Consider the following 12566-nt stretch of genomic DNA (forward strand, 5'->3'; position numbering starts at 1 on the left):
GTCTTGTGATATTTTGCGAGAATTCGACAGAAAATTCTTCGCGTCCTCATTGCTAAACCCGAGGTTGGTGCTTTCGTTCCCTAAATTTAAATTTTTTATTTCATTATTATGTAAGGATTAAAAAAGATTAATACGAATACAAAAGAAAAGAGCCAGGATCTTTCCTGACTCCTTTCATCATATTATGCTTAATGCCTTTTGTTCTTCAAAGCCTTTTCGCGGGCTTTCTGCAGCTTGCGTGCCTTCTTCTTTTCAAGGCGTTCCTTTTCTTCGCGTTCGCGTTGAATCTTGAACGGATTGTTGATCAGCAGCGTCTGACCAACGGAAAATGCATTCGTGACCACCCAGTACAATGACAAGGCGGCAGGAACGTTGATGGCCGTGACAAGAATCATCAACGGCATGAATACCATCATCCCTGTTGTCATGGCATTTTTTTCAGGCTGTGCCTTAACGCTCAGCCATGAAGTAAGGAACGTGAAGATTGCGGCAAGAACCGGCAGGATATAATAAGGATCCTTATCTCCCAGCTGCATCCACAGGAACTTGCCCGTCTTCAATGTTTCAGAACGGAAAATTGCCTGGTACAAGGCAATCAGGACCGGCATCTGAACCAGGAGCGGCAAACATCCGGCAACAGGATTTACCCCTGCTTCCGCATAGAGGCGCTTTTGCTCCTCGCTCATCATGCGCATCTGTTCCGGATCGCTTCTGTCCGGATACTTCTTTTGAAGCGCCATCAGCTGAGGCTGAATCTCAGTCGTCTTGCGCATCGACTTCATTTGATAAATCATCAACGGCAAGATGATGATTCTGACGATAATCGTAAATACCACGATTCCCCAGCCATAGTTATGACCAAAAATGCTGCTGAGACCCTGGATGGCTCGGATGAAGTTCCAGATAATGTAGTGATCCCAAAAACCGGTGCTTGAAGCATCGACCGGACTTGTACCACATCCGCTGAGAACAAGCATCAAAGATAAAACCCCCAAGAGAGCCCCTGTGCGTTTAACTCTTCTCAAACTGGTCTACCTCACTTTTAATAACGTAGCTATTGTTCAGTCTAATCAACGAGCTTGAGGTGTGACCACTCGCTCCAATTTCCTACTTAACGAAGGTCACTGTCGACTTGGTCATCATTCAAGACTTTAGCCAAATGCAGGACATGAATCAGATGCTGCTTGACTTCAGCAGTCGACATAAACGCCACGCCTGGACGAGCGATTACGATAAAATCACAATCTGGCTTCAGCTGCGGTTTTAACTCTGTCAGGCTCTGACGAATTCGACGCTTGACCCAGTTTCTCGCAACAGCATTGCCGATTTTCTTCCCAACGGAAATTCCGACGCGAAAATGCGGCTGTTTCGGCTTTTCAATCATATAAACCACAAACTGCCTGTTGGCACATGACCTGCCTTGAGTGAAGACTTTCTGAAATTCCGCTTCCTTTTTGACGCGGTATGATTTTCTCATAAGACATCTCCAAATTCATGTTTGGCCGATAAATTTAAAAAAAAGACCACTGACGGTCCAGTGGCCTATGCAGACAATACTTTTCTGCCCTTACGGCGTCTACGTGCTAACACATTGCGGCCGTTAGCTGTGCTCATTCGCTTGCGGAAACCGTGTACGCGTTGGCGATGGCGTTTCTTTGGTTGAAATGTTCTCTTCATTGATGTAACACCTCCTGTTTGATTCATTTCATTTGCTGACAAATTCAGACTTACTTTGTAATACTAACACACTTTGCATCAGAATTAAAGTTATTTTTTTCAGAAAAATCATCAGGCAGTCTGACCTGTGAATAAAAAGCAAGCTGTGAAACTTTTTGACTTATCCACAATCCTGTGGAAATTATCCACCATTTTCCTTCCCTTTCCTGTGTTTTTCCTTGGCTCATGCACACACGAACTAACACGTTTATCAACAATCAACAAGCTGTGGATATCAGACTGTTGATTTTGTTTACAGTTCCTGTTGATAACTTTCGGAACAGTTGAGGCTGCAGGCTCTTCTTGCTGAAGACTCGCTGTGGACAAAGTAAGTTGAAATGATGCGTTCTCCATTTTATGCACAGGCTGTGGACAAGCATATTAACAGGGTGGTGAAAACTTCTTTGTGCTTTATCCACAATTTGTGCATAAGTCGATGAAAACCTGCTTGTTTCACGTCCTGGCTGTGGAAAACTTTTTTCAATCATGTTAAAATGAATCCATATTAAATTTACTAAAAAGGAGGAATCTTCGTGAACGATCTCGAATCCATCTGGCACCTCGTCTGTACTTATTTTCAAGCAAAAACGACTGAAATGTCCTATCGTTCCTGGATTACAACGGCTAAACCCCTTCAATTCACGGATAATACCCTGCTGCTTGAAGTCCCGTCAGTTGCGCATCGCGATTATTGGAGCAAGAATCTGACGGATCAGGCAGACGCTTTCCTTGAAAAGACCCTGGGCGAACAGATTACCGTTCTGCTGAAGCTTCCAGACGAACCGAATCCCTTCACAATCGCTGAAGAAGAGATCAAGGCTGAAGAGCATGCCACACTCGAATCGCAGTCTTCAGATGCACTGGATTTTTCAGTCAAACCGACTTCAGCAAACGCTTCAGAATCCCAATTGAATGAAAAATACACGTTTGACACCTTCGTTGACGGAAACGGAACTCGAATGGCCTATGCCGCAGCGCTCGCAGTTGCTGAGGAACCGGCAAACTACTATAATCCGCTGTTTATCTACGGAGGCGTCGGACTCGGAAAAACCCACCTGATGCATGCCATCGGAAACCGGCTCCTGCAGGACAATCCGAATGCCCGCATCAAATACGTTTCAAGCGAAGCCTTTGCGAATGACTTCATCAATTCAATCAAAAGCAAAAATTCTGAAGCTTTCAGGCAAAAATACCGTAATCTCGACCTTCTTCTGGTCGATGACATTCAATTCTTTGCCGAAAAAGACGGTACTCAGGAAGAATTTTTCCATACGTTCAACGCCCTGTATGATGACAAGAAACAAATCGTCTTGACCTCAGACAGGCTGCCAAACGAAATTCCAAAGCTTCAAAAGAGACTTGTATCCCGTTTTCGCTGGGGACTTTCGGTCGATATTACGCCGCCTGACTTTGAAACAAGAACCGCCATCCTGAGGAAAAAAGCTGAAAGCGACTTTCTCGACGTTTCCGATGATGCATTGAGCTACATCGCCGGAAAAATCGATTCCAACATTCGTGAACTGGAAGGTGCCTTGATGCGCGTTTCTGCCTATGCAAAACTCAAGCACCAGCGAATCACGACGAGCTTGGCGGCAGAGGCTTTGAGCGACCTGGACCAGGACTCTTCCTCACACGAGCTGACCATCCCGGAAATCCAGAACAAGGTTGCAAAATACTACCACGTTACGGTTTCCGAACTTCGCGGCAAGAAGCGCGTCAAGACGATTGTCATCCCTCGCCAGATCGCGATGTATCTGTCGAGGGAACTCACGGATGCCTCCCTGCCGAAAATCGGACAGGACTTCGGAGGCAAAGACCATACGACGGTTATTCATGCCTACGACAAAATCACCGAAGCCGTCAAAAACGACAACGCAATCAAAAAGGACGTCAATGCGCTGTTAAAGGAGCTCAAGAGATAGCTGTGGACAGTTTTGGGATAAAACGGATTTCTGTCCACATTGTTATTAACATCCAGAAAAGCTGAATTTCAGCATTCTTGAAGAGTTTTCCACAATATCCACAGCCCCTACTATTACTACTAACTTTTTTATTTTATATATTCTTACATCATGCAGACAGAAAGGACGATTCTCGTATGAAATTTTCAGTACACAGAGCTGCATTTCTTCAATATCTGAATACGGCCCAGACAGCTATTTCAGGCAAAACAACTTTAGAAATCCTAACAGGCGTTAAACTTAATCTGTCAGAGGATGCCCTGACCATCACCGGCAGCAATTCAGACATTTCGATTGAAACGATTCTGTCAATTGCAGACGAAGATGCACAGCTGACAGTTGAAGATCCGGGCAGCGTTGTCCTGCCGGCAAGATTTTTTGGCGAAATCGTCAAGCGCTTGCCTGAAGACACGTTTACGCTGACCGTTAATGACCGTTTCCAGACAACAATCGTCTCCGGCTCCTCTGAATTCACCATTAACGGCGTTGATTCGGATGCCTACCCGCATTTGCCGGAAATCGACTCAAAGGACCAGATAAAAATTCCGGGAGACTTATTGAAACAGATCATCGATCAAACCGTAATCGCAACTTCCAAACAGGAAAACAGACCGATGCTGACAGGAATTCACCTGACAATCAACGGATCCGAACTGACAGCCGTAGCAACGGATTCTCACAGACTCAGTCAGCGCAAGGCAATGCTTGAAAACAACGCAGCGGGAAATTATGACATTCTCGTTCCAGGTGATTCCCTGAGCAAATTGAGCAAGATGCTGGGAGAAACACAGGAAGACGTCGAACTTCAGATTTCTGAAAATCAGGTGCTCTTCATTCTCGACCATACGTCATTTTATTCACGTCTTTTGGAAGGACAGTATCCGAATACGACTCAACTGATTCCGAATACGGCTTCAACAACGGTTGAAATTGATGCACATTCTCTGCTTCGCTCAATCGAACGAGCTTCGCTGCTGTCTCACGAAGGACATAATAACGTCGTTCGCCTCGTTATCGATCCTGCGGGCAACACGGCTACGATTTTCGGTAATTCTCCTGAAATCGGCAACGTTGAAGAAGTGCTTTCCTTCAATCAGATTGAAGGCGACGAACTTGAAATTTCATTCAACCCGGATTATATGAAAGATGCGCTGCATGCATTCGGACAAAGCGAAGTCAAGCTTAATTTCACGCTGCCTTTGCGTCCGTTTACGATGGTTCCTTCAGAAGACGACGGTTCGTTCATTCAATTGATTACGCCTGTCAGAACCGCCTGATCCTTTGAAAACGACTGAAAAGCGACTTGAAAGGGCCGCTTTTCTTTTTTTTGAGCAATTTAACGCGTCTTAAGGCTAAAAAAGGGCGTTCTTTTTCCTCTAACCCGTTTAAATTCGCGTTTAACGATTTTGTCGCTTGAGAGGCACAATGTACTAAAATAAAAAAGAATGGCTTAAAACGCGCATAAAATTGTTTTTAGGCTGAAAAAAAGGTATAATCTAATATGAGAGAATTTGCGATGAAAGGGAGCAGAGCCGTGAAAAAGGAAGTCAGATTGAAAACTCCGTGCATTACGCTGGGGCAGTTGTTGAAAATCGAAAATATCGTTTCATCGGGCGGTCAGGCCAAATACTTTCTTGATGAGTATGCCGATGAAATTTTCGTCAACGGAGAACATGAAAACAGGCGCGGAAAGAAGCTTTACCCTGGAGATGAGGTCGTTGTGGCAGATCAAGGCAGATTTGTCATGAAACCCGGAGAATGATATGCACCTTTCAAACCTCAAACTGAAAAATTTTCGCAACTATCATGAAACAGAGCTTGAATTTTCACCGAACATCAACGTTTTGATCGGCGAAAATGCCCAGGGAAAGACAAATCTGCTTGAATCAATCTATGTTCTGGCAATGACGAAGAGTCACAGAACGACGAATGACCGGGAATTGATCGAGTTTTCAGAAAAAAGTGCTTTTCTTGAGGGAATAGTTGAAAAAAAGACCGGAAATCTTCGCTTGTCCCTTGCTTTGAGCAGGAAAGGCAAGACGGCCAGGGTAAACTCTCTGGAAACGCCGCGTTTGTCGCAGTATGTCGGCAATCTGAACGTGATTTTGTTTTCGCCGGAAGATTTGTCATTGGTCAAAGGCGCTCCGGCCGTCAGAAGACGTTTCATCGATATGGAATTTGGCCAGATGGATGCCACCTATCTTTATGAACTGACGCAGTATCGCACGATTCTGCGCGACCGAAACGTCTATTTGAAGCAGCTTCAGACCAAGCAGGCAACGGATCTTATTTATCTGGAAGTATTGACGGAGCAGCTTGCCAAAAGCGGGGCGCGGATCATTGCCAAGCGTCTTGAATTTCTTGAAGAGCTTGAAAATTATGCAAGGGTTTTGCATGCAGACATAACACAGCAGAAGGAAAGCCTGTCGTTTAAATATAAATGCACGGCAGGAATCGACGATCTCGAAAAAAATCAAGGTGCAATCGAAACCAGGTTGAAAGAGACATTTGAAGCAATCATCACCAAGGAGATATTTCAAGGGACGACGCTGATCGGGCCGCATCGAGACGACGTCAGTTTCAAAGTCAACGGCAAAAACGTTCAAACGTACGGTTCGCAAGGACAGCAAAGGACGACGGCCCTGGCCGTCAAGCTGGCCGAAATCGATCTGATGCGTTCTAAAACCGGAGAATATCCGGTCTTGCTTTTGGATGACGTTTTGTCAGAGCTTGACGGCAGACGACAGACGCATCTCTTGAAGGCAATTCAAGACAAGGTGCAGACTTTTTTAACGACTCCTGGATTGAACGACATCGCACGGCAGCTGATCAAACAGCCGCGTCTTTTTCGCATCAATGCCGGGAAAATTGAGGTTGAACCGGAAACGATCACATTTTACCCTGAAAAGAAAAACGAATCATAGAAAGGACAGTCTATGCAATTGCATAGCGGGAAGCAGAAGTGACTGATAAAGAAAAGCTTGAAAAAATCAAGGAAGAAAAAGCCAAGGAATATGATGCCAGCCAGATTCAGGTTCTTGAGGGACTTGAAGCGGTCAGAAAACGCCCGGGGATGTACATCGGTTCGACAAGTTCGCAGGGCTTGCACCATCTGGTCTGGGAAATCATCGACAACGGCATCGATGAAGCTCTTGCAGGATTTTGCGATGAAATCAACGTGACTGTTGAAAAGGACAACAGCATTACGGTTCAGGACAACGGCCGCGGCATTCCGGTCGACATTCAGAAGAAGACGGGACGTCCGGCGCTTGAAACTGTCTATACGGTGCTCCATGCAGGCGGCAAGTTCGGCGGTGGCGGATACAAGGTTTCCGGCGGTCTTCACGGCGTTGGTGCCTCAGTTGTCAATGCCCTTTCGACCGAACTTGACGTTCAGGTCAAACGAGAAGGCGATACGAACGTTTACGGCATCGACTTTGAACTCGGAAAAGTCAAGAATCCGATGAAAGTCATCGGACAGTGTCAGGAACATGAGCATGGCACAAGGGTTCACTTCTGCCCTGATCCGGACATCTTCAAGGAAACGACCGTTTACGACATCAAGGTCTTGACGACAAGAATCCGTGAACTGGCATTCCTGAACAAGGGATTGAAAATCACGATTGAAGACATGCGTCCGGAAACTCCGACCAGAGAGGAATTTCATTATGCCGGCGGAATCAGGCATTATGTTGAATATCTCAACAAAGGAAAGGAAGTCCTGTTCGACGATCCGATCTACGTGGAAGGCGAGCAGAGAAACATCACGGTTGAAGTTGCCCTTCAATATACGGATGATTTTCACAGCAACCTGCTGACGTTCACGAACAACATCCACACCTATGAAGGCGGGACGCACGAATCAGGATTCAAGACGGCCCTGACGCGCGTCATCAACGATTACGCGCGCAAGTCGGGAATCTTGAAGGAAAACGACGACAACCTTTCCGGTGAAGACGTTCGTGAAGGATTGACGGCCGTCGTTTCGATCAAGCACCCGGATCCGCAGTTTGAAGGGCAAACCAAGACCAAGCTCGGAAACTCCGATGCACGTGCCGTAACCGACAGGATGTTTTCCGAAACGTTCAGCAAATTCATGCTGGAAAACCCTTCGGTCGCAAAACGCATCGTTGAAAAGGGCATGCTTGCTGCCAAGGCTCGCGTGGCTGCCAAAAGAGCGCGCGAAGTCACGCGAAAGAAGAACGGACTTGAAATTTCAAACCTTCCGGGCAAGCTTGCCGACAACACGAGCAAGGATCCGGAAATTTCAGAATTGTTCATCGTCGAAGGGGATTCTGCCGGAGGTTCCGCAAAACAGGGGCGTTCTCGTTTGACACAGGCCATTCTGCCGATTCGCGGCAAGATCCTGAACGTTGAAAAGGCCAGTCTGGACCGGATTCTGGCCAACGAGGAAATTCGGTCGCTGTTTACGGCTCTCGGCACTGGATTTGGCCAAGACTTTGATGTTGAAAAAGCCAATTACCACAAATTGATCATCATGACCGATGCCGATGTCGATGGCGCTCACATCAGAACGCTGCTTTTGACCTTGTTCTATCGTTTCATGAAACCGATGATCGAAAAGGGCTACGTCTACATCGCTCAGCCGCCGCTTTACCAAGTGCGTCAAGGCAAGATGATTCGCTATATTGATTCGGACGAAGAATTAAAAGAGGTTCTCGGAAGCCTTCAGCCTAGCCCGAAACCGGTCGTTCAGCGCTACAAAGGTCTTGGCGAAATGGATGCCGAACAGCTTTGGGAAACGACGATGGATCCTGAAAAACGTCGTTTGCTGCGCGTCAATCTGTCTGATGCGGAAGAAGCAAACAGCGTCTTCGAAATGCTGATGGGAGATCAGGTCGGACCAAGACGTCAGTTCATTGAAGACAATGCCACGTTTGTCAATAATTTGGATGTTTAATTTGCAGGATGCAATGTAGAAATTTAGAAGTGGAGTGAAAAGAACTTGGTAGAATTACCTGATCGTATCAGCAATGTCGACTTGTCGAAAGTCATGCGGACGTCATTTTTGGATTACGCGATGAGCGTGATCGTCGCTCGTGCCTTGCCTGACGTTCGTGACGGGCTGAAACCCGTTCATCGCCGGATTTTATACGGGATGAACGAACTCGGCGTCACGCCTGACAAGCCTTATAAGAAATCGGCCCGTATCGTCGGTGATGTTATGGGTAAATATCACCCGCACGGCGACTCTGCAATTTATGAATCAATGGTTCGCATGGCGCAGGATTTCAGCTATCGCTACCTGTTGGTTGATGGTCACGGAAACTTCGGCTCGGTCGATGGCGACGGAGCAGCCGCAATGCGTTACACCGAAGCCAGAATGTCAAAAATTGCTCTGGAAATGCTGCGCGACATCAACAAGGATACCGTTGACTTTCAGCCGAACTACGATGAAACGGAACGCGAACCCGTCGTTTTGCCGTCACGTTTCCCCAATCTGCTTGTCAACGGTGCAACGGGGATTGCGGTCGGCATGACGACCAACATCCCGCCGCACAATTTACGCGAAGTTATTTCCGGACTGCACCTTTTGATGGAAAATCCGGATGCGACGACGGCTGAGCTGATGGAAGCAATTCCAGGACCGGACTTCCCGACGGGTGCAATCGTGATGGGAAAATCCGGGATCAGAAAAGCCTATGAAACGGGGCACGGAACCGTAACGCTGCGTGCCAAGGTTGATATCGAAGAGCAGTCAAACGGAAAATCAAGAATCATCGTTCACGAGATTCCGTACATGGTCAACAAGGCCAATCTGATAACGCGCATTGCCGATCTTGCCCGTGAAAAGAAGATTGACGGAATTACTGACATCAACGATGAGTCAGACCGAGAAGGAATGCGCATCACGATCGACATCAGAAGAGACGTCAGTCCTTCAGTCGTTTTGAACAACTTGTACAAGTTGACTTTGATGCAGTCGTCATTCACGTTCAACATGCTGGCAATCGTCGACGGAACTCCCCGGGTTCTCGGGTTGAAGCAGATTCTGCAGTATTACCTGAAGCATCAGGAAGAAGTCATTCGTCGCAGAACTGAATTTGACCTTAAGAAGGCACAGGCAAGGGCACATATTCTGGAAGGCTTGAAAATCGCGCTTGACCATATCGATGCAATCATCAGCATCATCAGAAATTCACAAAGCGGCGAAGTGGCCAAGGACCGTCTGATGAACGAGTATGAACTTTCTGACAAACAGGCTCAGGCCATTCTGGACATGAGGCTTGTTCGCCTGACAGGACTGGAACGCGAAAAGGTCGATGCCGAATACAGGAAGACTTTGGAAGCAATTGCTGATTTTAAGGATATTCTGGCTCATGAAGAACGCGTTCACGGCATTATCTATCAGGAATTGCTGGAAATTCAGGAAAAATTCGGTGATGACCGCAGAACCGAGCTGATGGTCGGCGAGGTCCTGAGCATTGAAGACGAAGACCTGATTGAAGAAGAAAACGTAGTGATTGCATTGACGCACAACGGCTACATCAAGCGGTTGCCGACGAGCGACTTCAAGACTCAGCGTCGCGGCGGCCGCGGCGTTCAGGGGATGGGCGTTCATGATGACGATTTCATCGAACATCTGATTACGACTTCAACGCACGATGAGGTTCTGTTCTTTACGAATATCGGCAAGGTCTATCGCATGAAGGGCTATGAGGTTCCTGAATACGGGCGTGCGGCCAAGGGTATTCCGGTCATCAATCTGCTGGATCTTTCAGAAGGCGAAAAGATTCAGACGGTCATCAACGTCGATCCTGAAAAACGCAACGACTCGCACTTCCTGTTCTTTACAACGGTCCAGGGCATAGTCAAGCGCACTTCCGTGACAGAATTCGGAAACATTCGAAAGAACGGCCTGAAAGCCATCACGCTGCGTGAGGGCGACGAATTGCTGAACGTGTCGATTACTGACGGAAATCAAAACATCATCATCGGAACTCACGGCGGATATGCGGTAAGCTTTTCAGAAAATGCAGTGCGTCAGATGGGACGCGCAGCCTCAGGTGTTCGCGGAATCAGACTTCGCGATGACGACTATGCCGTTGGTTCAGACATTCTGAAGCCTGACAGCAACGTCTTCGTGATTTCAGAAAAAGGCTACGGCAAGCAGACGCCTGCTGCTGAATATCCGATCAAGGGTCGCGGCGGAAAAGGCATCAAGACCTCAAACATCACGGAAAAGAACGGTTCCCTGTCTGGATTGACGACGGTTGACGGAACGGAAGACATCATGGTCATCACTGACAAGGGCGTGATGATCCGCTTCAACGTCAGGAACGTTTCAACAACGGGTCGTTCAACGATGGGCGTTCATTTGATCAATCTTGATGATGATGCAAAGGTGTCGACGATTGCAAAGGTCGAGCCCGAACCGTCGGAAGCAGATGATGAAGGGAATATGTCAGATGACGAAAACTCAGCGGAACGGACTGAGTCGGCAAATGATCAGAAGGATTCTTCAGGCAATGATGAATGAGCAGGGAACGAAACGTGCCTGAAGTTAAGATGAGTTTCAAGTTGTAAAAAAGAAAAGAGCAGCAATGGATTGCGTATATTATTAGTAGTAGCGCAAATCAGAAAATAAGTTGCAAAACTAATAGATTAATGTTATAATTTTAATTCGTGAGTATCTAAGCTCAAAAATGCTTAAGATTCTCCTTGTTCTAAAATAAAGAACCAAAAGTCCATAAGGAGGTGCAAACAGTCATGACAAATTACGAAATTACTTACATCATCAGCCCGGCGTTGGACGAAGCTGCCAAGAACGACTTGGTGGAACGTTTCGACAACATCTTGAAGAATGATGGTGCAGAAGTCGTAGATTCAAAAGACTGGTCTAAGCGTCGTTTTGCTTACGAAATCGGTGGTTTCACAGAAGGTGTCTACCATATCGTAAACATCAAGGCTGAAAATGCGGACGCTATCAACGAATTTGACCGTCTTGCAAAGATCAACGACGGTATCTTGCGTCATATGATCGTTAAACGCGAAGACTAATATCGAGATTAAATATTGAAATAAAGGAGGAGCAGAAATGATCAATAGAGTTGTTCTGGTTGGTCGTTTGACCAGAGATCCTGATTTGCGCTACACGAATTCAGGTACTTCAGTGGCCAGTTTCACTGTTGCCGTCGATCGAAACTTCACTAACCAGCAGGGAAATCGTGAAGCGGATTTCATCAATTGTGTAGTATGGGGCAAATCCGCAGAGAATTTTGCCAACTTCACGCATAAAGGTTCACTTGTCGGAATTGAAGGACGCATTCAAACGCGTTCTTACGAAAATCAGCAGGGAAATCGCGTGTATGTGACTGAAGTCATTACGGAAAACTTCTCATTGCTCGAATCCAAGGCAGAATCTGATCGTTACCGTGCACAGCATGGTGGTTCGGCATCATCTGCTGCTCCTCGTCAGCAGAGTCAGTCTTCGTTCGGCGGAAATCCGTACGGTGCTCCTGCCAGCAATAATCAGGGCGGTTATCAGCAAGATAACGGCTATGGCAACGGCAACAACGATGCCATGCAGGATCCGTTTGCCGGCAACGGCTCAAAGACGGATGTTTCGGAAGACGACTTGCCATTCTAATTGAAGAGGAGGGAAATCACATGCCACAACAACGCAGAGGCGGACGTCGTCGTCGCAAGGTCGACTTCATCGCAGCTAACCATATCGAATACATCGATTACAAGGATACAGACTTGCTCAAGCGTTTCATCTCAGAACGAGGCAAGATTTTGCCACGTCGTGTAACGGGTACAAGCGCTAAGAATCAACGCAAGCTTACAGTTGCCATCAAGCGTGCTCGTATCATGGGCCTGCTTCCATTCGTAGCTGAAGACTAAACTTTATTTAAGTATTTAAAT

Annotated in this window: 12 protein-coding genes; 9 read left to right on the forward strand and 3 right to left on the reverse strand. The window is 46.7% G+C overall.

Annotated elements, in window-relative coordinates:
- Nucleotides 1–188: 188 nt before the first annotated feature.
- The 3 genes from V7Z60_RS06615 to rpmH all read right to left on the reverse strand — a co-directional run bounded on the left by V7Z60_RS06615 (nt 189) and on the right by rpmH (nt 1677).
- On the reverse strand, nt 189–1025 hold the full coding sequence (locus tag V7Z60_RS06615) for a YidC/Oxa1 family membrane protein insertase (RefSeq protein ID WP_334117057.1): 837 nt from the start codon (nt 1023–1025) through the stop codon (nt 189–191).
- An 86-nt stretch (nt 1026–1111) separates the two neighbouring features.
- Nucleotides 1112–1477, reverse strand: coding sequence for a ribonuclease P protein component (gene rnpA, locus V7Z60_RS06620; protein WP_334117058.1), 366 nt, complete (start codon nt 1475–1477; stop codon nt 1112–1114).
- Between the two features lie 65 nt (nt 1478–1542).
- Nucleotides 1543–1677, reverse strand: coding sequence for a 50S ribosomal protein L34 (gene rpmH, locus V7Z60_RS06625; RefSeq protein WP_003697606.1), 135 nt, complete (start codon nt 1675–1677; stop codon nt 1543–1545).
- 572 nt (nt 1678–2249) lie between these two features.
- Here rpmH and dnaA point away from each other — a divergent pair.
- From dnaA to rpsR, 9 genes are all read left to right on the forward strand, one after another.
- On the forward strand, nt 2250–3638 hold the full coding sequence (gene dnaA / locus V7Z60_RS06630; RefSeq protein ID WP_334117059.1) for a chromosomal replication initiator protein DnaA: 1389 nt from the start codon (nt 2250–2252) through the stop codon (nt 3636–3638).
- A 176-nt stretch (nt 3639–3814) separates the two neighbouring features.
- Nucleotides 3815–4954 (forward strand): DNA polymerase III subunit beta, encoded by a 1140-nt coding sequence (gene dnaN, locus V7Z60_RS06635; protein ID WP_334117060.1) that lies wholly within the window; start codon nt 3815–3817, stop codon nt 4952–4954.
- A gap of 257 nt (nt 4955–5211) precedes the next feature.
- Nucleotides 5212–5439, forward strand: a complete 228-nt coding sequence (locus V7Z60_RS06640) for an RNA-binding S4 domain-containing protein (RefSeq protein ID WP_334117061.1) — start codon at nt 5212–5214, stop codon at nt 5437–5439.
- A 1-nt stretch (nt 5440) separates the two neighbouring features.
- Nucleotides 5441–6601 (forward strand): DNA replication/repair protein RecF, encoded by a 1161-nt coding sequence (gene recF / locus V7Z60_RS06645; RefSeq protein WP_334117062.1) that lies wholly within the window; start codon nt 5441–5443, stop codon nt 6599–6601.
- A gap of 38 nt (nt 6602–6639) precedes the next feature.
- Complete coding sequence (gyrB, locus tag V7Z60_RS06650; RefSeq protein ID WP_334117063.1) at nt 6640–8598, forward strand: DNA topoisomerase (ATP-hydrolyzing) subunit B; 1959 nt, start codon at nt 6640–6642, stop codon at nt 8596–8598.
- 45 nt (nt 8599–8643) lie between these two features.
- Entirely contained in the window at nt 8644–11178 is a 2535-nt protein-coding gene (gyrA, locus tag V7Z60_RS06655; RefSeq protein WP_334117064.1) for a DNA gyrase subunit A, read from the forward strand.
- Nucleotides 11179–11408: 230 nt separating this feature from the next.
- The gene (gene rpsF, locus V7Z60_RS06660) at nt 11409–11699 is read left to right on the forward strand and encodes a 30S ribosomal protein S6 (protein WP_003695891.1); all 291 of its coding nucleotides are present in this window, start codon (nt 11409–11411) and stop codon (nt 11697–11699) included.
- Between the two features lie 37 nt (nt 11700–11736).
- The gene (gene ssb, locus V7Z60_RS06665) at nt 11737–12288 is read left to right on the forward strand and encodes a single-stranded DNA-binding protein (RefSeq protein WP_334117065.1); all 552 of its coding nucleotides are present in this window, start codon (nt 11737–11739) and stop codon (nt 12286–12288) included.
- A gap of 20 nt (nt 12289–12308) precedes the next feature.
- On the forward strand, nt 12309–12545 hold the full coding sequence (rpsR, locus tag V7Z60_RS06670) for a 30S ribosomal protein S18 (RefSeq protein ID WP_003695889.1): 237 nt from the start codon (nt 12309–12311) through the stop codon (nt 12543–12545).
- Nucleotides 12546–12566: the final 21 nt, after the last annotated feature.

Source organism: Ligilactobacillus sp. (assembly GCF_036846325.1).
Classification (GTDB): Bacteria; Bacillota; Bacilli; order Lactobacillales; family Lactobacillaceae; genus Ligilactobacillus.

What these genes read in the sequence shown, in the direction of transcription:
- rnpA (WP_334117058.1), bottom strand. Translation starts at nt 1,477, where the DNA reads ATGAGAAAATCATACCGCGTCAAAAAGGAAGCGGAATTTCAGAAAGTC.
- rpmH (WP_003697606.1), bottom strand. Translation starts at nt 1,677, where the DNA reads ATGAAGAGAACATTTCAACCAAAGAAACGCCATCGCCAACGCGTACAC.
- dnaN (WP_334117060.1), top strand. Translation starts at nt 3,815, where the DNA reads ATGAAATTTTCAGTACACAGAGCTGCATTTCTTCAATATCTGAATACG.
- recF (WP_334117062.1), top strand. Translation starts at nt 5,441, where the DNA reads ATGCACCTTTCAAACCTCAAACTGAAAAATTTTCGCAACTATCATGAA.
- rpsF (WP_003695891.1), top strand. Translation starts at nt 11,409, where the DNA reads ATGACAAATTACGAAATTACTTACATCATCAGCCCGGCGTTGGACGAA.
- ssb (WP_334117065.1), top strand. Translation starts at nt 11,737, where the DNA reads ATGATCAATAGAGTTGTTCTGGTTGGTCGTTTGACCAGAGATCCTGAT.
- rpsR (WP_003695889.1), top strand. Translation starts at nt 12,309, where the DNA reads ATGCCACAACAACGCAGAGGCGGACGTCGTCGTCGCAAGGTCGACTTC.